The following is a 20,951-nucleotide window of genomic DNA, read 5'->3' as shown; positions in this document are numbered from 1 at the left end:
GGTTTAACCGCGACGTCTGCGACGGCGTCCACCGCCTGTTTCGCTTTCTCCGCCCGTGTTGAAGCTTGGATTGGGCAGCGTGACAACCTGCGCCAGTTCCGGGAATGGATCGGTTTTGTGCGGGATCGCGTTGGCGGCCACGAAATGATCCTGGAACTTCGGCTCAATTGCGGTTTCGATCTTGGTGATCTCGCGCACGACGCGTTCGATTTCAGCGCGTGATCCGATATTGCACAGCGCAATCCGCGCACCTGTACCAGCGGCGTTACCCGCGCTGGTGACCTTGTCCAGCGGTGCATCAGGGATCATGCCCAGAACCATGGCGTGCTTGGTCGAGATATGAGCGCCAAAGGCACCGGCCAGAACCACACGATCCACCTTGTCGACTTCCATCTCGTCCATCAGAAGGCGCGCACCAGCATAAAGCGCGGATTTTGCCAGCTGGATGGCGCGGATGTCGCCCTGCGTGACAGTGATGCGGGGGCCACCTTCGGCGCTGGCATCGTGAATCAGGTAAGCGTGTGTGCGGCCTTCGGGGATGCAGCGGGCCGTTCCAGTCTGCTCGGCCGATCCGATCAGGCCGCTTTCATCCAGAAGGCCGGCCATACGCATCTCGGCCACAGCTTCGATAATGCCCGAGCCGCAGATACCGGTGATACCAGTGGTGGCGACATCAAGGTCAAAGCCGTCTTCGTCCGACCACTTCTCGGACCCGATGATGCGAAAGCGGGGTTCCTTGGTAAGGGGATCGATTTCGATCCGCTCGATCGCGCCGGGTGCTGCGCGCTGGCCAGAACTGATCTGAGCGCCTTCAAAAGCAGGCCCGGTAGGTGAGGAACAGGCCAGAACGCGGCTGGTGTTGCCCAGCAGGATTTCGGCATTGGTGCCCACATCGACGATCAGAACCAAGTCCTCGGATTTGCCGGGTTCTTCGGACAGGGCAACCGCCGCACAATCCGCGCCCACATGGCCCGCGATGCAAGGCAGGATATAGACCTGCGCGCGGGGGTTCATGGTGGTCAGTTCCATCTCACGTGCGGGCAGGGACATCGACTCGGACGTGGCCAAGGCAAAGGGCGCCTGACCCAGCTCGACGGGATCCAGACCCAGCAGTAGATGGTGCATGACCGGGTTGCAGACAAACACCGTTTCAACGATCAGCGTGGTGTCAATGCCGGCTTCTTCGGCGATTGAGGTGGTCAGATCATTGATCGCCTCGCGCACGGCTTTTGTCATTTCCCGATCCCCGCCGGGGTTCATCATGGAATATGAAACACGGCTCATCAGGTCTTCGCCAAAGCGGATTTGCGGGTTCATCAGACCTGATGACGCTTTAACTTCGCCGGTTTCCAAGTCGGTCAGATGAGCCGCAATCGTAGTTGAGCCTAGGTCGATGGCCAGCCCATACAACCCGCCTTCGTGCAGGCCGGGCCAGATTTCGACAATGCGTGCGACGCTGTCCTTGTGGCCTTTGTGAACGGCCACAGTGACTTCCCATTTGCCTTTGCGCAGAACCGGTTGCAGCTTGGACAGAAGCGATAGGTCCGCCGTGGCCGCGTCAATTTTCCATTGCTCGCGCAGCGCACGTTCAAGGCGCTCCAGATCGCCGGTTGGCGAATGCATGTCGGGCTCTTCCACCACCACGAAATATAGACGCGTTGCCGGATCCATGGTGATGGCGCGTGCCGTGGCGGCCTTGCGAACGACCTGACGATGCACCTGGCTTTCCGGCGGCACGTCGATCACGATATCGCCCTGAACCGAGGCCTGACAGCCCAGACGACGACCGGGTTTCAGGCCGCGCTTGTCGTCATAACGTTGCTCGACCGCGTTCCATTCGCTCAGCGCATCCTTGGCCACCGTGACGCCGTGCTTGGGAAACTCGCCATAGCTTGGGGTGATCTGACACTTTGAACAGATACCGCGGCCCCCGCAGACCGAATCCAGATCCACTCCCAATTGGCGGGCTGCGGTCAGAATGGGCGTGCCGACAGGAAAATGCCCGCGTTTGCCGGACGGGGTAAAGACGACAAGTGGGTCGTTGGTCATGAGTGACATGCCTTTTTGTGTTCGCGCGTTTTCCCGGCAAGATATGGGTTTGAGCGCAAAGGGAAAGGGCTATCAGCGGCACGATTTGCACGGCATGCGTCGTTTTCTTCGGCTGTATAGTCAACTGGAGCCACAGAGTTGCCTCCAAGGGCTTTTCCTTTGGTTCAATCCATGCAATAGGGTCACCGCCAAACGGGCTTTTGCATGGGGTATTCAGATGCAGATTCGTGAGGCACTCACCTTCGACGACGTTCTTCTGGTTCCGGCCGCATCTTCAGTGCTGCCGGCAACAGCGGACACCACCACGCGTGTCACGCGTGAGATTACCATGAACATCCCGCTGCTGAGCTCGGCCATGGACACGGTGACCGAGGCGCGCATGGCCATTGCCATGGCACAGGCAGGCGGTATCGGGGTCATCCACAAGAACCTTTCCGTAGAAGAGCAGTCTCGCGAAGTTCGCCGCGTCAAACGGTTCGAGTCGGGTATCGTCTACAACCCTGTTACCTTGCGCGCGGATCAAACCCTGGCCGATGCGAAGGCTCTGGTCGAGCGCTATAATTTTACCGGTTTCCCGGTAGTTGACGCGGATGGCCGCGTTGTTGGTATCGTGACCAACAGGGATATGCGCTTTGCCAATTCCGACAACACACCCATCAAGGCGATGATGACCTCGGAAAACCTGGCAATGCTGAAAGAACCCGCCGATCTGGAAGAGGCTAAAAGCCTGATGCGGGCCCGTCGTATCGAAAAATTGCTTGTGGTTGATGGCACGGGAAAACTTACAGGTCTGCTAACGTTGAAAGACACCGAACAGGCGGTTCTGAACCCAACAGCGTGCAAAGACCGGCTTGGCCGCCTGCGAGTGGCTGCCGCGACTTCGGTTGGAGACGCGGGTTTTGAGCGGTCCGAGCAGCTGGTAGCTTCGGGCGTTGATATCATTGTGGTCGATACGGCGCATGGTCACTCTCAGGGCGTGCTGGATGCGGTGAGACGGGTCAAAACCCTGTCGAACGAGGTTCAGATCATTGCCGGAAACGTTGCTACAGGCGAGGCGACCAAGGCGCTGATCGACGCAGGTGCTGACGCCATCAAGGTGGGTATTGGCCCCGGCTCGATCTGTACAACACGCATGGTGGCGGGCGTTGGTGTCCCTCAGTTGACCGCGATCAGTGATTGTGCCGCCGCGGCGGGGGATGTTCCGGTCATTGCGGATGGTGGCATCAAGTTTTCGGGCGATTTTGCCAAGGCAATTGCCGCCGGTGCGTCGTGCGCCATGGTGGGTTCGATGATCGCGGGCACAGACGAAAGCCCGGGTGAGGTCATTCTGTATCAGGGCCGGTCGTTCAAATCCTATCGCGGTATGGGCAGTCTTGGCGCGATGGCGCGCGGATCGGCGGATCGGTATTTCCAGAAGGACGCGGCAAATGACAAGCTGGTACCCGAAGGGATCGAAGGGCAGGTTCCTTACAAAGGATCAGCCAGTGCAGTGATCCACCAGCTTGTTGGTGGTTTGCGCGCTGCGATGGGATACACCGGCTGCGCGACTGTCGAAGAGATGCGCAGAAACTGCCAATTCGTGAAGATCACGGGCGCAGGTCTGAAAGAGAGCCACGTACACGATGTTCAGATCACACGTGAAAGCCCGAACTACCGGGTGATGTAAGCCGTTGCGCATGACATACGGCACCCTAGCACGGGGTGCCGTAGTGATTTTGGATTGGCCTGTCACGGCCTTTTTCAGCCAAGGTAATCCGTGATGACACCTGCTGCCCGCGTTCAGGCCTCGATTGAAATTCTGGATGAAATTCTCGCCGGGGCCCCGGTTGAAAAGGCGCTGACCGGCTGGGCGCGGCGCAGCAGGTTTGCGGGCTCCAAGGATCGGGCAGCTATTCGCGATCATGTGTTTGACGCTTTGAGGTGCAAACGCTCGTTTGCTGCGTTGGGTGGTTCCGGAGCTGGTCGCGGCCTGATGATCGGCGCCATTCGCGCATCGGGTGAAGATCCGGTTGAGTTGTTTACCGGCGACCGCCACGCGCCCGAAGCCCTTCAAAATGACGAAGTATCAAGGGATTTTGCATCCGAAGCCGAGAGATATGATTTTCCCGAATGGCTGTGGCCAAAGCTCGTCTCATCCTTGAATGATGCCGCCGTTCCTTGCGCACTGGCATTGCAGGAACGCGCTCCGGTTTTTCTGCGGGTCAACTTGTTGAAAACGGATGTAACCCGGGCGATTGATGCTTTGGCGACCGACGGTATTTCAGCCCGTCCAACGCCGATATGTGAAACCGCTCTGGAGGTGACAGAGGGCGCGCGTCGGATTGCGCAAAGCCAGGCATACGCTCAGGGTTTGGTCGAGCTTCAGGATGCGGCAAGTCAGGCGGTTGTTGCTTCCTTGGATCTGCGCCCTGGAATGCGCGTTTTGGACTATTGCGCTGGGGGCGGTGGCAAGTCGCTTGCGATTGCTGCGAACAAGGGTGTCGAGGTTTACGCTCATGATGTGAACGCGCGCCGAATGAAGGATATTCCAGCGCGGGCAGAACGGGCCGGGGCCAGAATAACCATCCTGAAAAGCGCAGATCTTGCCAATCACGGGCCTTTTGACGTCATTTTGGCCGACGCCCCGTGTTCCGGCAGCGGTTCGTGGCGGCGCGCACCGGCAGGTAAATGGGCATTGACTGAAGACCGTTTGCAAGATCTCACGGTCATCCAAGCTGACATTCTTGCACAAATCACGCCGTTGGTCCAAGCAGGTGGAGTGCTGGCATATGCAACATGTTCGGTTCTTGCCGACGAGAACGATGCGGTTGTCGACAGGTTTCTGGCGCAACATGCGGGCTGGCGTGAAACCTTCCGGCAGGCATGGCAGGTAACGCGCGGGTCCGACGGGTTCTTTACGTCACACTTGACGCGCTGATCTTTCGGTAAATACAACCTTGGGTAGCTAACTTGTTTTTTAACGCCGTTAGGCGAGTGTTAACCAATTCTACCTGTTATTACCGCAAAAACCTGTGCCCGAGCCGTTTATGCCTGACATTACTGAATTTGTTCCAGCCCCTTCAACCGCCAATACTCCATCGGTGTTTCGGATCGGGTCGTTAGTGTTTGTGGCGCTGTTGATCAGCCTGGCACCTGCGGTTGGGTTTCTGCCGTCGGATTGGACAAAAGGTTTGCTGGCAACAGGCATTTCCCTTTTGGTTGTGGCGCTCTTGTTTGGGATCAAGGGGGCGATTGCGAACAGGTATTTGCAACAGATATCAGCCCTTTTGGCCGCTTTCGCAGAGCGCGAGGATGCTCCGGTCGTGATCTCAAACGGGTATGGTGACATATTGGCCGCGAACGTCCTGGCGGACAAAAAGCTGGGGGCCATACGAGGCGAAAACCTTGCCCGCTGTTTGCGCTCCAGGTTTGCTAACCCTTCGGCGATCTTGTTGAGCCTACAATCGCGGGCGCAATCCGCAGGAAGCGCCCAGAGCGAGTTTCCCGGTGGCGATCGGACAATTTCGGTTTCCGTGCACCGATTGCGGCCGGGACTGTTCTACTGGAACTTTAGCTGTGTTCAACAGGATAGCTGGCAAACCCTTGGCTTGCCGGTCGTAACCCTTGGACGCGCAGGTGACGTATTGCGCGTCAATGCCACGGCCGAGCGTTTATTTGGTGCGCACCCTGCCAGGGCGCAGGATATTTTCAGCGAAGCCGAACCGCGGACCGGGGCTGTCAACTCCGTCAGGACCCGCGATGGTCATGTTCTGGCTGCCGTGTCCGAATTTTCTCAATCCGGGTCGGAACGAAGCCTTTGTTTGTTACCGATTACGCAAATGCCCGCACAGGATGCGGTCATGTCCTTCTCAGACCTTCCGGTTCCAATCCTCAGACTTTCCGAGGACGGCATCATTCTGGACAGTAATCGGCTGGCGGCGAAACTGTTGGGAAAGAAGCAGCTTGAAGGCAGTAACATCAGCGACATCATGCGGGGCATGGGTGGCCCTGTGCTGGATTGGTTGAAACGAACCGAGGCGCATGAAGAAACGCAGCGATCAGAGTTTTTGCAGTTCATTAGGGACGACAAGGAAATCTTTGTTCAAGTCACCCTGAGCCGTGTGTTTGTCGATGGAAAGATATGCCTGATCGCGGTTCTGAACGATGCGACTGAACTGAAGACGCTCGAAGCTCAATTCGTTCAGGGCCAGAAGATGCAGGCCGTAGGGCAATTGGCCGGAGGTGTTGCACATGATTTCAACAACCTGCTGACGGCCATTTCCGGTCACTGCGATCTGCTGCTGTTGCGCCATGACCAGAATGACCCGGATTACGGGGATTTGGTGCAGATCAATCAGAATGCCAACCGGGCCGCCGCGCTGGTCAGTCAGCTTTTGGCGTTTTCGCGAAAACAGACCCTCAGGCCCGAAGTGTTGGATCTGCGTGACACGATATCGGATCTTATTCACCTGCTGAACCGTTTGGTTGGCGAGAAGGTGCAATTGACGCTGAGCCACGATCCGGTGCTCAAACCCGTGCGGGCGGACAAACGTCAACTTGAGCAGGTGCTGATGAACCTTGTCGTTAACGCACGAGATGCCATGCCGGACGGTGGTGAAATTCGCATTGAAACCAGTGTGTTGACCATTTTGCAGCCTCTCATGCGGGACAGGGCAACCGTACAACCGGGCGACTATGTGACAGTCAAGGTTGTGGATGGCGGTGTTGGTATCCCAGCAGATAAGCTGCAGAAGATTTTCGAACCCTTCTACACCACGAAACGAACTGGTGAGGGCACCGGGTTGGGGTTGTCAACGGCCTACGGGATCGTAAAGCAAACCGGTGGGTTTATCTTTGTCGACAGCGCAATTGGACGGGGCACCGAGTTCACTGTCTTTCTTCCGGTTTGCGCGACGACGTCCGAGGTCGAAACTGAATCGCCAGTCCAGCCCGAAGCCCAGAGCGCCAGGCAGGGCGAAGGCGTGGTGCTGCTGGTCGAGGATGAGGCGCCTGTTCGCGCCTTTGCGACCCGCGCCCTGCGGCTGAAAGGTTACACCGTGCTCGAGGCGGACTCGGCGGAAGAGGCGCTTCGACTGCTTGAAGATTCCGCGTTAAGTGTTGATGTATTCGTCACAGATGTTGTCATGCCAGGAATGGACGGGCCCACTTGGGTGCGCAAGGCCATGGAGACGCGCCCGGATGCGCGTGTGATTTTCGTGTCCGGGTATACCGAAGGCGTTTTCGGTGATACCGGTCCGGATATTGCCAACTCAACCTTCCTGCCCAAACCGTTTTCCCTCAACCAACTGACAGAGGCCGTGTTTCAACAACTCAACTGATGGATCACAATGCGGCTTTGTGCAGCGCAAATTCTTCCGGGCAGGCATTTCGAAACTTCTCTTCGGTCGCAGGTGACAGATGCAAATCTCCCGGAGGCGATACGTTTTCGCGCTTCAGGTCGATCTGCATGTCCAGACGTGCTTGCAGAAAGTCCAACACCTTGTCCTGATGTTCGTATTTGAAGATATGACGAGCGCCAGCGCTGTCGTTGCGGGTACGGAAGAATTGCGCCTGGCTGCCGACATTGGCGAACTCGGGACGTGTGTCCAGCAAATAGGCTTGCACGAATGCGTCAAAACTCATGTCACGTGTCGAGCGCGGTTGACCTATCAAGTCTTCACGACTGCGAAACCGGTACCAGCTGCCCAGCCAATCCAACGGCTCGCGCACAATGGCCATAATTTCCATCTCGGTATCAAACAGTTTTCGAAACATGGTCTGGAAAAACCGGTCATACCGACGCACCGGGGCGTGTTTCAGCTCTGGCGGATGTGTCACGATGAGATCGGCCCGATCACGCAACGCCGTGTGATAAGCCGTGCTTCCGGTCTTGGGGACTGAAAGAAAAGCAAGTCGTTCTTTATAAAAAACAAGCATTTATCGGTTCCCAAGGTTGCCATGTCACTTGTGCAGATTGTCGTAAACGACTCTTTAACACAATTGCAGAAGACTGATTTCTGTAAGTTTTAGTTGAAATGTTCTCTTTTTGATCTCATAAGGAACAAGAGGCGAACAAAGCAGCGATTGCCGCCCGATTAAGGGTGTGACAAAAGGGAAGGCGACAGGACAATGGCGGATCTTCTGACAATGAGCGACAAGAAAAACGCAGACAAGCAAAAGGCGCTCGACAGTGCGCTGGCCCAGATCGAACGGCAGTTCGGCAAGGGGTCGATCATGAAGCTGGGAGAAGATGCCCGGCAGGACATCGAGGCGAGCTCGACCGGGTCGCTGGGTCTGGATATCGCGCTGGGTATCGGCGGGCTGCCGATGGGGCGTATCGTTGAGATTTACGGGCCTGAGAGCTCGGGTAAAACCACTTTGACCCTTCATTGCATTGCTGAGCAGCAAAAGCGGGGCGGAGTTTGCGCGTTCGTAGATGCGGAACACGCTCTGGACCCGCAATATGCCCGCAAGCTGGGCGTTGATCTGGATGAGCTTTTGATCTCCCAGCCTGACACCGGTGAGCAGGCGCTTGAAATCACAGATACTCTGGTACGCTCGGGCGCAGTCAATATGGTTGTTGTCGACTCGGTCGCTGCCCTGACGCCGAAATCGGAACTCGAAGGGGACATGGGCGACAGCAGCGTGGGTGTACAGGCCCGGCTGATGAGCCAGGCAATGCGCAAACTGACAGGCTCGATCAGCCGTTCGAACTGCATGGTCATCTTCATCAACCAGATCCGGATGAAGATCGGCGTGATGTTCGGCAGCCCGGAAACCACAACCGGTGGCAATGCGCTGAAATTCTACAGCTCGGTTCGGTTGGATATCCGCCGGATTGGCGCGATCAAGGACCGGGATGAAGTGGTCGGGAACCAGACCCGCGTCAAAGTTGTGAAGAACAAGGTTGCACCGCCGTTCAAGCAGGTCGAGTTCGACATCATGTATGGCGAAGGCATCTCGAAGATGGGCGAATTGCTGGATTTGGGTGTTAAAGCCGGTGTTGTCGAAAAGTCCGGGTCCTGGTTCAGCTATGGTGATGAGCGGATCGGGCAGGGGCGTGAGAACGCCAAACAATACCTGCGGGAAAACAGCCGGGTGGCGCTGGACATCGAAGACAAGATCCGCGCGGCGCATGGGCTGGAATTCGATATGTCGCCAGGCTTTGCCGAGGATGACGATATTCTGGAGGCCTGATGTCCTGAGGTGGGTAACCCCTGACATCTGCGCAAAGACTGTAACACCTGAAACAAGGCGGCCTGATCGGGTCGCCTTGTTTCGTTCCTGAGAGCCTCTGCTGTGGACACTCACCTGACGGGGGGCTAAACCAACGGAGACCAAGATATATGTGCGCCGAGAGAGCCCTATGCCAACCCTGAACGACATCCGATCGACTTTTCTGAACTACTTTGAAAAACAAGGGCATGAGGTCGTCGCGTCCAGCCCGCTGGTGCCGCGCAATGACCCGACACTGATGTTCGTGAACTCAGGCATGGTGCAGTTCAAGAACCTGTTTACCGGTCTGGAAACCCGCGATTACAAACGCGCCACCACGGCCCAGAAATGTGTGCGTGCGGGCGGCAAGCACAACGATCTTGACAATGTTGGCTATACGGCGCGTCACCATACGTTTTTTGAGATGCTGGGAAACTTCTCATTCGGGGATTATTTCAAACATGAAGCGATCCCATTTGCCTGGGAGCTGATCACCAGGGAATTCGGTATCGACAAGACCCGCCTGTTGACCACCGTCTATCATACCGATGATGAAGCCTTTGAAATCTGGAAAAAGGTCGGTGTGCCCGAGGACCGGATCATTCGCATCGCCACCAATGACAATTTCTGGCAGATGGGTCCGACCGGACCTTGCGGCCCGTGTACCGAGATCTTCTATGATCATGGCGATCACATCTGGGGCGGCCCTCCGGGATCACCCGAGGAGGATGGCGACCGGTTCATCGAAATCTGGAACGTCGTTTTCATGCAGAACGAGCAGTTCGAAGATGGCTCGATGGTCGAACTTGACATGCAGTCGATCGACACAGGTATGGGGCTCGAACGGATTGGGGCGCTGTTGCAGGGCAGCCACGACAATTACGACACGGACCTGTTCAAAACACTGATCGAGGCTTCGGCGGATGCGACCGGTGTCGACCCCTATGGCGACCAAAACGTGCATCACAGGGTGATCGCGGATCACCTGCGGTCGACCTCGTTCCTGATTGCAGACGGTGTGATGCCCAGCAATGACGGCCGCGGATATGTTCTGCGCCGGATCATGCGCCGCGCCATGCGCCATGCGCACCTGCTGGGCGCCAAGGATCCTGTCATGCATCGCCTGGTGCCTACGCTGGTGCAGCAGATGGGCGGGCATTATTCTGAACTGAAACAGGCGCAACCGCTTATCGAAGAGACGCTGCTGCTGGAAGAAACCCGGTTCAAGCAGACACTGGACCGTGGTCTGAAGTTGCTGGATGATGAGGTTTCAGGGCTTTCCGAGGGGGCACCCCTGTCAGGTGAAGCGGCATTTAAGCTTTACGACACTTATGGCTTCCCACTGGATCTTACGCAGGATGCGCTGCGTGAAAAGGGCCTAAGCGTCGACACGGACGGTTTTGACACCGCGATGGCTGAACAGAAGGCCAAGGCACGTGCCGCATGGGCCGGGTCAGGTGAAGCAGCGGATCAGGTTGTATGGTTTGATGTGCTGGATACCGCCGGTGCGACGGATTTTCTGGGCTACGATACCGAGAAAGCCGAAGCGCAGGTTGCCGCTTTGGTTGTTGATGGCGCAATGGTCGACAAGATCGACGCGGGCAGCAGCGGTTGGGTCGTCGTGAACCAGACCCCGTTCTACGCGGAGGCCGGCGGTCAGGTCGGCGATACTGGCGCGTTGCGTAGGCTGGAGGATCGCGATCACCTGAGCCGCATAGAGGACACGAGGAAGTTTGCCGACGGCAAGGTCTATGCTCATAAGGTGGCGGTTCAAAGCGGCGTTGTTTGCAAGGGCGACGCGGTAGAGCTTGAGGTTGATCACGCCCGCCGTTCCGCCATTCGCGCCAATCACTCGGCCACGCACCTGTTGCATGAAGCATTGCGCGAAACACTGGGCGACCACGTAGCACAACGCGGTTCGCTGAACGCGGCGGATCGTCTGCGGTTCGACTTCAGCCATTCCAAAGCGCTGAGCCTAGAGGAAATCCAAAAAGTCGAACGCGAGGTGAACGATTTCATCCGCCAGAATTCGACTGTTGAAACCCGGGTCATGACACCCGACGACGCGCGCGCATTGGGCGCGCAGGCCCTGTTCGGCGAGAAATATGGTGACGAGGTTCGTGTCGTCTCCATGGGCAAGGCACCAACAGGCAAAGGCCATGACGGCGATACGTGGTCGATAGAACTCTGTGGCGGTACACATGTGCGCCAGACAGGTGATATCGGCACCTTTGTTGTGTTGGGTGACAGCGCCAGCAGTGCAGGTGTGCGCCGGATCGAAGCGCTGACCGGGGATGAAGCCTTCCGCTATCTTTCGGCACAGGATCAACGTCTGGCTCAGGTCGCATCAGAACTGAAGGCGCAACCGGACGACGTTGTGGCGCGCGTGAAAAGCCTTCTGGACGAACGCAAGGCTTTGCAGAACGAAGTGGCTCAGTTGCGCCGGGATCTGGCTATGGCTGGTGGGGCCGGTCAGGGCGGTGGTGCCGAGGCGCGGGATGTAAATGGTGTGAAATTCCTGGCGCAAGCCCTTAGCGGTGTTTCAGGCAAGGACCTCCCTGCGTTGATCGACGAACACAAAAGCCGCCTTGGATCGGGTGCGGTGCTGCTGATTGCGGATACGGGCGGCAAGGCGGCCGTTGCGGCTGGTGTGACGGAAGATCTGACCGGACGAATTTCGGCGGTGGATCTTGTAAAAGCGGCCGTGATCGAGTTGGGCGGAAAAGGCGGCGGCGGCCGTCCTGACATGGCCCAGGGCGGCGGCAAGGATGCATCAAATGCAGAGGCGGCATTCAAGGCCGCACAACAGGTTTTGGGAGGATAATATGGCTGCTCTTTGGATTGCGCATGTCACGGTGACGGACACTGAGGCGTACGGCAAATACGCTGAACTGGCCGGACCGGCCATCGCCAAGCACGGGGGCGAGTTTATCGCCCGTGCTGCGCGGTACGTTCAGCTGGAAGGCAAGGAACGTCCACGAAACGTGGTGGCCCGCTTCCCGACGCTGGAGGCTGCGGTTGATTGCTATAACTCGGATGACTACCAGCAGGCCCTGAATCACGCGCGCGGAGCAAGTGAACGTGAACTGGTAGTGGTCGAAATCACGGAGTGAACTTCGGGTTTAGTATCCAAGATGCTGATAATTCCGAGAAAACTGACGGTGAATAAGCAAGATTCGGCTTATGTCCTGTTCAGTTGATAAAGATCAGCCCGTGACAGCGGGCTTTTTTATTTAATTGATTGATTTCAATTTGTTATCTCCAAAAGCGCACAACTATCCGGGTAGTTCTTGACCGAATTGTGGCCGCGCCAACAAATTTCTTACGTGAAATTGTCAGAATCTCGGACGAATTTTTGCCCCGTTTTCTTTGCAGGTTCTCAAAAGATTGCGCGTGACACCTTATCACAGATAGTTTCAAGAAACAGAATGTGGTGCAGTTGGACATGCAATCGTTCGAAGAACATCGGATCGGGGAACTCGCATGATTTCATTAGCGAATTTAGCCAAGAGGTGTGTTTCCGTGCCTGCATCGGTTGCGAAGCGTTTATTGGGTATATGCGCCGTGTGCATCGGTGGCTTGGCTTCAGCACCTGCTGCCCACGCGTCCGACGGTGTCTTTATTCCATTTATCGCGTCTTCGCCACCGCCTTCAGGCGCAATCAACCTTTGCAGCCAGTATGACTGGGCTTGCGCCGCTAAACGCTCGGTCAAACTTTCCAGCCAGCAAGAGCTGAAGGTGGTAAATCAGGTGAATCGCCGCGTAAACGCGTCGACGCGTGAAGTTACGGATCAATCCCAGTACAAAACGCGCGAGCGATGGGCCTTGCCAACACTCAGAGGCGGTGATTGTGAAGACTTTGCATTGTTGAAGAAAAGGGATCTGATCCATGCCGGGGTTGATCCAAGTAAGCTTTTGATTGCCACCGTTCTGGACACACGCCGGACACCTCATGCGGTTCTGGTCTACCGCTCGGCGCAGGGCGACCTGATCTTGGACAATCTCACAAACCGGATCAAACCCTGGACAGCTACGCGCTATTTGTTCCTGCGCATGCAAGATCCGAAGCGGCCCAGTCAATGGGTCGGCGTTTACGGGCGCAGCTGACCTCAGTGGTATATTTACATACCCAAAATCTTGCCCTTGGACGCAGATTTGGTCTGCGCCCAAGAGAGTAGTCTTTGTCCTGTCGCTTGGACGGATTAATCCGAACGTTTTGCGTATCGACGTATTCTAGCCCCGAAGCCACGACCAGCAGAGTTTTTTCTATCGAATACGCTCCGCATTCCTGGGGCCGGTTCGCTGGTATTCGGTTTCGTCTCTATCGGTCTTCTTCTTGCGCTTCCCCACCGGGCTCTTCACCACCGGGCTCTTCACCACCGGGTTCTTCGCCGCCGGGTTCTTCGCCGCCGGGTTCTTCACCGCCGGGCTCTTCACCACCGGGCTCTTCGCCACCGGGTTCTTCCCCACCGGGTTCTTCGCCGCCGGGCTCTTCACCACCGGGTTCTTCACCACCAGGCTCTTCCCCACCGGGCTCTTCACCACCGGGTTCTTCACCACCAGGCTCTTCGCCACCGGGTTCTTCACCACCGGGCTCTTCACCACCAGGTTCTTCGCCACCGGTTGGGTTGCCGCCGCCACCATTGGGGGGCGTGTCGTTTTCCTGGGAAGGTCCGTCGCCGGATCTCTGGTCTGAGACACCGATCGATGCGGTCGGGAAGTCACTTAGCAGACCTGCCAGCGGGGCGCATTCTGCACCGACGCGTGCCAGGATCTGATCGAAGTCATGACGGCGTTGAATGTAGCGGATCATGCCGGATGTCACAGCATCGCATTCGCACAAAACCTGAGCGGACGCAGCGGATTGCCGTGCTGTTGCAACTGTACACGTCCCAGCGGCAAAGGTTTCACCGGCAGGTGAAAGCAGAAAAGTTGTCACAACAAAAAACAGTGGAAACTTACGAGCTCTATTACCCATTTTGAACTCCTTGGAACTCGATAACTAAACTACGTCCTTCTTTGCACCATTCCCGTATCGGTGTTTGTGAAGGACGTCACACTTCTGACGTGTTTTGACCATAATTCGAGGGCGCCTACAATATCTTGTTGGTGAGGCCTGGGGCGGAAATTTTCAACCATGGGGAGAAAGGTGTTAGTTTTCAAATAAAAACCGGGCATGGAGCCCGGTTTTTCTGATTTCGTCTTTTGTCGTATTGGAAGCAAATATGCCACACTATTGCCATTGTTTCCGTTTGGTCAGTTTGCAACCTGAGGGTGTTCTAGGCAGATTTGGCCATCCGCTTACGCTCGTGCGGGTCAAGAAAACGCTTCCGCAGGCGCACCGCGTTTGGTGTGACTTCCACCAGTTCATCATCGTCGATATAGGCAATTGCCTCTTCCAGTGAGAACTGAATATGCGGCGTCAGGCGGACGGCGTCGTCGGATCCACTGGCGCGCACGTTTGTCAACTTCTTGCCTTTGAGCGGGTTCACTTCCAGATCGTTGTCTCGCGAGTGTTCGCCGATCACCATACCCTGATATACGTCTGTTTGCGGACCAACAAACATACGGCCACGCTCTTCCAGGTTCCACAGCGCATAAGCCACAGCCTGACCTTTCTCCATCGAGATCAGAACGCCTGCGCGACGGCCCGGAATTTGCCCCTTATGTGGCGCCCAATCGTGGAACACACGGTTCAGTACGCCGGTACCGCGCGTGTCGGTCAGAAATTCGCCGTGGTAACCAATCAGACCACGGGACGGGACATGGGCGATGATCCGCGTCTTGCCGGTACCAGCCGGGCGCATCTCGACCAGTTCACCTTTGCGGGCGCCGGTGATCTTTTCGATAACGGAACCAGAATATTCGTCATCCACGTCGATAGTGACTTCTTCGATGGGCTCAAGCCGCTGCCCGCCTTCCTCACGGAACAGAACCTGCGGGCGCGAGATGCTAAGCTCAAAGCCTTCTCGGCGCATGTTCTCGATCAGAACGCCCATTTGCAGCTCGCCGCGGCCCGCAACTTCGAACGCCTCGCCGCCGGGGGTGTCGGTGACACGGATGGCGACGTTCGACTCGGCTTCTTTCATTAGGCGGTCTCGAATGACGCGTGATTGGACTTTTTTGCCATCACGGCCTGCTAGCGGGGAATCATTGATACCGAAGGTCACGGTAATGGTCGGCGGATCGATGGGCTGCGCGGGCAGGGCCTCAGTGACCAGAGGGGCAACCAGTGAATCCGCTACGGTGGCTTTGCTCATGCCAGCGATGGTCACGATGTCGCCTGCTTCGGCCACGTCAATGGGCTGCTGGGCCAGTCCCCGAAACGCCAGGATTTTCGTGGCGCGGAAGTTTTCGATCACCGAACCATCGCGGCTGAGCGCCTTGAGGCTGTCGCCGGCCTTCAGCGTACCGCTTTCCACACGGCCGGTCAGGATTCGGCCGATGAAGGGATCGCTGCCCAGTGTCGTGGCCAGCATCCGGAAGGGTTCATTTTTGTGATCGACCTGCTTCGGAGCAGGGACATGATCGACAATCAGGTCGAATAGCGCGCTTAAGTCCTTGCGGGGGCCGTCCAGCTCCATATCCGCCCAGCCCGAACGGCCCGAGGCGTACATTGAAGGGAAATCCAACTGGTCGTCATCCGCGCCGAGGTTGGCGAACAGGTCAAAGCATTCGTCCAGCGCGCGATCCGGTTCGGCATCCGGCTTGTCGACCTTGTTCAGAACCACGATCGGGCGTAGGCCCAGCGCCAGTGCCTTGGACGTTACAAACTTGGTCTGGGGCATCGGGCCTTCTGCGGCGTCCACCAAAAGAACAACACCGTCGACCATGCTGAGGATGCGCTCGACCTCGCCGCCGAAATCGGCGTGGCCAGGGGTATCGACAATATTGATGCGCGCGTCTTTCCACTCAACCGAGGTGGCCTTGGCAAGGATGGTGATGCCGCGTTCACGCTCCAGGTCGTTACTGTCCATGGCGCGTTCCGCGACGGCCTGATTTTCCCGGAATGCACCGGATTGTTTGAGCAGCTCGTCCACCAGGGTCGTTTTGCCGTGGTCCACGTGAGCGATGATTGCGATGTTGCGCAGGTCCATGAGAGGTCAGCCTTTGAACGGGAAGTTGCCGCGCGCATAACGCGGCGCGGCAAAATATACCAGCCCTAACCGGCCTTCAGTGTCCGGCAGTCTTTGAAAAGAGGTGAATGATCAGGATTCCGGACAAGATCAACGTCAGCCCCAGGATCGCAGGCCAGTCCAGCCTTTGGCCGAACACGATGAATCCGATCACGGCGATCAGGAATATACCGAGACCGGACCAGATTGCATAAACGATACCGACAGGCATGAATTTCAGCGTTAGCGCCATGAGGTAAAACGCAAACGCGTACCCAACGACAACGATCACTGATGGCCAGAACCGCGAAAACTGCTGGCTGGCTTGCAAGGCCGTCGTGCCAATGGTTTCCGCCAGCACTGCCAGTAACAGATACAGATAGGCTTGGGGCATTTGAGTACCTCGAAAAGGGTGGGTCCGGTGGCTTGGTGGCGATTTTCGTGAGTGAAATACGTCGACCGCCATGCAGTCTACAAGATTACCTTGGGTCAGGTATACCTGACTGTTTTTTCAATCGAATGAATGCAATATTCGCCATATATTTTTTATTTTTGTTAACGAGTTTTGAGCGATGACGTTATTTGCGAAATCAATCATATTTGCTTCGGTTCTGATAGTGGCGATTGGGTGGCTTGCTGACGGGGGGTCCGTCGAAGTGAATGCAGCCAACTTGGTTCAACAGTTTGATGGTAGTAGTGTTTTTTGAACGCCGCTAGAAACCAAGCAAGAAAAAAGGAGCCTTCAGGCTCCTTTTTTTATGTTTGAGGATCGGGTGTTTCGACATTTTCAAAATGCACAACCAGTTGCGGTTGCAGCCAGTCCCACAGCTGAGGTGCTCCCGCTGCAATAGCTGGTCGGACACGTGTTACAATCTGATCGAATTTTACTTTGTATTCGACCCATGATCCGCCACCTGTTTCCAGATTTGCTATGGGTGTTTGAAACCGGTCAACAGCCTTTGCAAATCTGGCTTCCGGGGTTTCAGCCGCCTCAAACTCGCGCCATAGTTCAGTAAATGACCTGTGTTGACAGTCAGGCAGAAGGCCAAACAGTCGTTTGGCGGCGGCGTGTTCCTTGGCTTCTTGTTCCGCGTGGTCGACATGTCCGTGGATCGGGTGGTCGCCCGCGTCGATTTCGACAACATCGTGCAAAAGCAACATCTGGAGGATTCGGTCCACTTGAACATCCGAATGCGCGTATTCCGACAATACCCAGGCGTAGAGCATGACATGCCACGAATGTTCCGCCGAGTTTTCGAACCGGTCACTGGCCATCAGGCGTGACGCGCGCAGAACGGATTTCAACTGATCCGCTTCTGTGAGAAACGCCAATCTTTTCGTGAATGCGTCATCCTGAGGGTCCGACTTGGTCAAGAGGTTTGTGGCATGCTGATGGGCCAGTGGAAACGCATGGGCCAGGTAAGCTGCGCGCCCACCCGCCAGGTTCGACCGCGCAATGTCCACATGATCGTGTCGCGGGTCAGTGGCGCACAGGACCTGAAACAGCGGCTGGCAGCGATCCAGAATCTTGGCAAACCGGGCATCCGGGGTCTGGTCCGCCTCGAACTCGTGCCAGAGAGAAAGAAATTCCTGTGCCTGTTCGTCGGGCAACAGACCAAACAATTCCTGTGCTGCGGCCTGTTCAGCCTCGGCCACGGTATCCCAATCCGTATTGAGGTGAATCGGGTGATCACCTGTCACGATCTCGACCAGATCATGAAGCAGCAACATGCGGATGACCCGGTCGACCGAGATGTCCGGCCCGGCCAGCGGCGCCATGACCATTGCCCACAAAGCCAAGTGCCAGCTGTGTTCGGCGGAGTTTTCGGGCCTTGACTGGTCAAGCAGGACATTTGCCCGCTCGACCAGTTTCAGATTGTCGGCCCGTTTCAGAAATGCGACCTGCGCAACCAGGCGATCGGTCATTGCTTTTCAATCGCCTTGAGTTTCGCGCGATGCGAAGCGAGGCGCTTGATCACGAATTGTCTGGCCTTGCGTTCAGCCAGACGCACGCGGATTTCTGTCAGGAAAGCCTCTTCCAGAGATTGAGACGCCGCACCAAGAACTTCACCCACTTCCACAAAGAACCGGTCTTCGCCGGTTTCGTCCATGACCTTCATCGTATCTTCGGCCAGTTTGGCCGCGAGCGATGTGATGGTGTCGGACATTAGCGGGTGTTCTCGGTCAGCCGACGTTTCACATAGTCGCTGACATCTGTGATCAGCGTGTCCATGTGGCGATCCTGGAAGAAATGATCCGCGCCCTCAACCTCGTTATGGGTGATCGTGATCCCTTTTTGCTCGTGCAACTTGTTGACCAGCGCGGTGGTATCCGCTGGTGGTGCCACACGGTCAGCCGATCCGTTGATGATCAGGCCCGAAGACGGGCAGGGCGCAAGGAAGGAAAAGTCATACATGTTTGCAGGCGGCGACACGCTGATGAAACCCGTGATTTCGGGGCGGCGCATCAGCAACTGCATTCCAATCCACGCCCCAAACGAAAAGCCCGCAACCCAACAGTGTTTCGAGTTGTTGTTCATGGATTGCAGGTAATCGAGCGCAGATGCCGCATCGCTCAGCTCGCCTACGCCCTGATCATATTCGCCCTGGCTGCGACCGACGCCGCGGAAGTTAAAGCGCAGCACTGTGAAGCCCATGTTGTAAAAGGCATAGTGCAGGTTATAGACCACCTTGTTGTTCATGGTCCCGCCGAACTGAGGATGCGGGTGAAGCACGATAGCGATCGGTGCGTCTTTTTCCTTTTGCGGGTGGTAACGGCCTTCCAGGCGGCCTTCGGGTCCGGGAAAAATCACCTCGGGCATGTGTGCTTTGGTCCTGTCATTTTCGTGCGGGTATCCGGATATACTTGACTATAATCGTCGGACACCTTAGAACGGTTCTAATTACATTGCTTGGCGCAATCGCGCTGTCAGTCGGAGATACGCACTGGCAGCGTCGGCGTCAATGATTTCGCGCAGATCCAGCTAAAAGGGGGCAGGGCATGAAGCTTTCGACCAAAGGGCGTTACGCGATGGTCGCTTTGGCGGATATTGCGCTTCAGCCAACAGACCGGCTGGTAACCCTGGGCGAAATCTCGGAACGGCAGGACATTTCTCTGCCGTATCTTGAGCAGCTTTTCGTCAAGCTGCGTCGCGCGGAACTGGTTGCTTCTGTCCGTGGGCCCGGAGGGGGGTATCGTCTTGCACGCCCCGCGTCCGAGATTCGCGTGGTCGAGGTTCTGGCCGCTGTGGATGAGACAGTTGATGCGCTGCAAAAAGGGGCCGGAGCATCCGGTGCGTCATCGGGTAGCAGGGCGCAATCCCTGACGAACCGCTTGTGGGAAAGCCTGAGCGCGCATGTTTATGTCTTCCTGCACCAGACGCGCCTGTCGGATGTGATCAGAAACGACCTTGCGCCTTGCCCGGCAGTTCCAAGCCTGTTTTCCGTCGTCGATGAATGAGCTGGGTAAGTCGAACATGCATATGAGTTCTGTGCAGGAAAAGATGTATCCATGAAACGTGTTTATCTGGATCATAACGCGACTACGCCGCTGCGACGCGAAGCGCGCGAGGCAATGATCGCGGCGATGGATGTGGTCGGGAACCCGTCATCTGTTCATGCGGAAGGACGTGCCGCAAAAGCGCTGGTCGAACGCGCGCGGGCGCAGGTCGCCGAGGCCGTTGGTTGCCGTCCGCAAGAGGTCATATTTACCTCTGGCGCGACCGAAGCGGCGCGGGTTCTGCAAAACCGCCCCGAAGGCTGCGACGTCTTTGTCGACAGCACTGCCCACGATGCGCTGTGGTCGCATTTCGATCTGACCCATTGTAGCGAGCATCCCTTTGGCCCCGGGCACATATTGGCGATGGGGCTTGCGAACTCCCAAACCGGGGTCATCACGCAGCCGCCTCAGAAAGTTGAGAGCCAGTGGCCCTATGGCGCGCGGCGCGCTGATTGGCTGTTGCTGGATATTACGCAGGTTGTCGGACGCATTCCATTTTCCTTCGCCTGGAGCGGCGCTGATATGGCGATTCTGTCGGCGCATAAGATTGGCGGGCCAAAAGGTGTTGGCGCTTTGATCCTGCGGCAAGGTATCGATATCGAACCATTGGCCAGCGGTGGCGGACAGGAAATGGGCCGAAGATCCGGAACTGAAAATGTGGTGGGTATCGCCGGATTTGGCGCGGCTGCCGAAGCTGCTCAGCGCGATCTGGCTGATGGAGTATGGGAAAAAGTCAGAGAACTTAGAAATATTCTAGAAAAGGCCCTTGAGGCTGGTTCAATATCTACTATTTTTGTCGGGAAAGATCAGGAGCGACTCCCGAATACCCTGTGTTTCGCGACGCCCGGCTGGAAAGGCGAAACGCAGGTGATGCAGATGGATTTGTCGGGCTTTGCCATCAGTGCGGGATCCGCCTGTTCCAGCGGCAAAGTCAAAACCAGTCGGGTTCTGACAGCAATGGGATTTGATGAGACGGTGGCGTCATGCGCAATCCGCGTATCGTTGGGGCCAGAGACGACTGAAGAAGATGTGCTGCGTTTCGCCGAAACGTGGCTTGAAAAAGAGAAAAAGCATCGCGCGCGGGCTGCGTGATCT

Annotated in this window: 17 protein-coding genes; 9 read left to right on the top strand and 8 right to left on the bottom strand. The window is 56.7% G+C overall.

All coding sequences use genetic code 11. The annotated features are described in order from the left end of the window. Positions 1–3 precede the first annotated feature (3 nt). On the bottom strand, positions 4–2,049 hold the full coding sequence (locus ACR0LL_RS04530; protein WP_480584303.1) for an ASKHA domain-containing protein: 2,046 nt from the start codon (positions 2,047–2,049) through the stop codon (positions 4–6). A 217-nt stretch (positions 2,050–2,266) separates the two neighbouring features. On the opposite strand from ACR0LL_RS04530, the gene guaB reads away from it, so the two are divergent. From guaB to ACR0LL_RS04515, 3 genes are all read left to right on the top strand, one after another. Continuing rightward, on the top strand, positions 2,267–3,715 hold the full coding sequence (guaB, locus tag ACR0LL_RS04525; RefSeq protein WP_480485596.1) for an IMP dehydrogenase: 1,449 nt from the start codon (positions 2,267–2,269) through the stop codon (positions 3,713–3,715). Between the two features lie 93 nt (positions 3,716–3,808). Continuing rightward, a complete protein-coding gene (locus ACR0LL_RS04520) occupies positions 3,809–4,966 on the top strand; it encodes an RsmB/NOP family class I SAM-dependent RNA methyltransferase (RefSeq protein WP_480584302.1) in 1,158 nt (385 codons plus the stop codon). Between the two features lie 109 nt (positions 4,967–5,075). Next, on the top strand, positions 5,076–7,367 hold the full coding sequence (locus ACR0LL_RS04515) for an ATP-binding response regulator (RefSeq protein ID WP_480584300.1): 2,292 nt from the start codon (positions 5,076–5,078) through the stop codon (positions 7,365–7,367). Between the two features lie 4 nt (positions 7,368–7,371). On the opposite strand, the gene ACR0LL_RS04510 is transcribed toward ACR0LL_RS04515, so the two are convergent. Then, entirely contained in the window at positions 7,372–7,965 is a 594-nt protein-coding gene (locus tag ACR0LL_RS04510; protein ID WP_480584298.1) for a sulfotransferase family protein, read from the bottom strand. 192 nt (positions 7,966–8,157) lie between these two features. Here ACR0LL_RS04510 and recA point away from each other — a divergent pair, with 192 nt between their 5' ends. The 4 genes from recA to ACR0LL_RS04490 all read left to right on the top strand — a co-directional run bounded on the left by recA (position 8,158) and on the right by ACR0LL_RS04490 (position 13,350). Then, positions 8,158–9,225, top strand: a complete 1,068-nt coding sequence (recA, locus tag ACR0LL_RS04505) for a recombinase RecA (protein ID WP_480584296.1) — start codon at positions 8,158–8,160, stop codon at positions 9,223–9,225. Positions 9,226–9,394: 169 nt separating this feature from the next. After that, positions 9,395–12,067, top strand: coding sequence for an alanine--tRNA ligase (alaS, locus tag ACR0LL_RS04500; protein ID WP_480584294.1), 2,673 nt, complete (start codon positions 9,395–9,397; stop codon positions 12,065–12,067). Position 12,068: 1 nt separating this feature from the next. Then, positions 12,069–12,356: a DUF1330 domain-containing protein gene (locus tag ACR0LL_RS04495; RefSeq protein WP_480485606.1), complete on the top strand. Its 288-nt coding sequence runs from the start codon at positions 12,069–12,071 to the stop codon at positions 12,354–12,356. 409 nt (positions 12,357–12,765) lie between these two features. Further along, on the top strand, positions 12,766–13,350 hold the full coding sequence (locus ACR0LL_RS04490) for a transglutaminase-like cysteine peptidase (RefSeq protein ID WP_480584292.1): 585 nt from the start codon (positions 12,766–12,768) through the stop codon (positions 13,348–13,350). 214 nt (positions 13,351–13,564) lie between these two features. Here ACR0LL_RS04490 and ACR0LL_RS04485 read toward each other — a convergent pair whose 3' ends face one another. The 6 genes from ACR0LL_RS04485 to ACR0LL_RS04460 all read right to left on the bottom strand — a co-directional run bounded on the left by ACR0LL_RS04485 (position 13,565) and on the right by ACR0LL_RS04460 (position 19,179). Beyond that, entirely contained in the window at positions 13,565–14,221 is a 657-nt protein-coding gene (locus tag ACR0LL_RS04485) for a hypothetical protein (protein ID WP_480584290.1), read from the bottom strand. 301 nt (positions 14,222–14,522) lie between these two features. Further along, positions 14,523–16,340 (bottom strand): translational GTPase TypA, encoded by a 1,818-nt coding sequence (gene typA / locus ACR0LL_RS04480; RefSeq protein ID WP_480584288.1) that lies wholly within the window; start codon positions 16,338–16,340, stop codon positions 14,523–14,525. Between the two features lie 76 nt (positions 16,341–16,416). Continuing rightward, on the bottom strand, positions 16,417–16,752 hold the full coding sequence (locus ACR0LL_RS04475; protein WP_267366185.1) for an SMR family transporter: 336 nt from the start codon (positions 16,750–16,752) through the stop codon (positions 16,417–16,419). A 362-nt stretch (positions 16,753–17,114) separates the two neighbouring features. Then, complete coding sequence (locus ACR0LL_RS04470) at positions 17,115–18,284, bottom strand: HD domain-containing protein (RefSeq protein WP_480584286.1); 1,170 nt, start codon at positions 18,282–18,284, stop codon at positions 17,115–17,117. Next, a complete protein-coding gene (locus tag ACR0LL_RS04465; RefSeq protein ID WP_267366187.1) occupies positions 18,281–18,526 on the bottom strand; it encodes a hypothetical protein in 246 nt (81 codons plus the stop codon). The genes ACR0LL_RS04470 and ACR0LL_RS04465 overlap by 4 nt, the downstream gene beginning before the upstream one ends. Further along, on the bottom strand, positions 18,526–19,179 hold the full coding sequence (locus tag ACR0LL_RS04460; protein ID WP_170424714.1) for an alpha/beta hydrolase: 654 nt from the start codon (positions 19,177–19,179) through the stop codon (positions 18,526–18,528). Before ACR0LL_RS04460 ends, ACR0LL_RS04465 begins: the two co-directional genes overlap by 1 nt. A gap of 179 nt (positions 19,180–19,358) precedes the next feature. On the opposite strand from ACR0LL_RS04460, the gene iscR reads away from it, so the two are divergent. Beyond that, on the top strand, positions 19,359–19,817 hold the full coding sequence (iscR, locus tag ACR0LL_RS04455; protein WP_209596301.1) for a Fe-S cluster assembly transcriptional regulator IscR: 459 nt from the start codon (positions 19,359–19,361) through the stop codon (positions 19,815–19,817). A gap of 51 nt (positions 19,818–19,868) precedes the next feature. Continuing rightward, entirely contained in the window at positions 19,869–20,948 is a 1,080-nt protein-coding gene (locus tag ACR0LL_RS04450; RefSeq protein WP_480584284.1) for a cysteine desulfurase family protein, read from the top strand. Positions 20,949–20,951 lie beyond the last annotated feature (3 nt).

The organism is Ruegeria sp. AI2, from assembly GCF_056541275.1.
Note: the sequence above shows the minus strand (reverse complement) of the source record. Positions and strands in the feature narration are given on the sequence as shown.

Bases quoted from the DNA above. Each gene is read 5' to 3' on its own strand.
- ACR0LL_RS04460 (WP_170424714.1), bottom strand. From the start codon at position 19,179: ATGCCCGAGGTGATTTTTCCCGGACCCGAAGGCCGCCTGGAAGGCCGT.
- typA (WP_480584288.1), bottom strand. From the start codon at position 16,340: ATGGACCTGCGCAACATCGCAATCATCGCTCACGTGGACCACGGCAAA.
- ACR0LL_RS04515 (WP_480584300.1), top strand. From the start codon at position 5,076: ATGCCTGACATTACTGAATTTGTTCCAGCCCCTTCAACCGCCAATACT.
- ACR0LL_RS04475 (WP_267366185.1), bottom strand. From the start codon at position 16,752: ATGCCCCAAGCCTATCTGTATCTGTTACTGGCAGTGCTGGCGGAAACC.
- ACR0LL_RS04510 (WP_480584298.1), bottom strand. From the start codon at position 7,965: ATGCTTGTTTTTTATAAAGAACGACTTGCTTTTCTTTCAGTCCCCAAG.
- ACR0LL_RS04450 (WP_480584284.1), top strand. From the start codon at position 19,869: ATGAAACGTGTTTATCTGGATCATAACGCGACTACGCCGCTGCGACGC.
- iscR (WP_209596301.1), top strand. From the start codon at position 19,359: ATGAAGCTTTCGACCAAAGGGCGTTACGCGATGGTCGCTTTGGCGGAT.
- ACR0LL_RS04530 (WP_480584303.1), bottom strand. From the start codon at position 2,049: ATGACCAACGACCCACTTGTCGTCTTTACCCCGTCCGGCAAACGCGGG.
- ACR0LL_RS04465 (WP_267366187.1), bottom strand. From the start codon at position 18,526: ATGTCCGACACCATCACATCGCTCGCGGCCAAACTGGCCGAAGATACG.
- guaB (WP_480485596.1), top strand. From the start codon at position 2,267: ATGCAGATTCGTGAGGCACTCACCTTCGACGACGTTCTTCTGGTTCCG.
- ACR0LL_RS04495 (WP_480485606.1), top strand. From the start codon at position 12,069: ATGGCTGCTCTTTGGATTGCGCATGTCACGGTGACGGACACTGAGGCG.
- ACR0LL_RS04520 (WP_480584302.1), top strand. From the start codon at position 3,809: ATGACACCTGCTGCCCGCGTTCAGGCCTCGATTGAAATTCTGGATGAA.
- ACR0LL_RS04485 (WP_480584290.1), bottom strand. From the start codon at position 14,221: ATGGGTAATAGAGCTCGTAAGTTTCCACTGTTTTTTGTTGTGACAACT.
- ACR0LL_RS04470 (WP_480584286.1), bottom strand. From the start codon at position 18,284: ATGACCGATCGCCTGGTTGCGCAGGTCGCATTTCTGAAACGGGCCGAC.
- alaS (WP_480584294.1), top strand. From the start codon at position 9,395: ATGCCAACCCTGAACGACATCCGATCGACTTTTCTGAACTACTTTGAA.
- recA (WP_480584296.1), top strand. From the start codon at position 8,158: ATGGCGGATCTTCTGACAATGAGCGACAAGAAAAACGCAGACAAGCAA.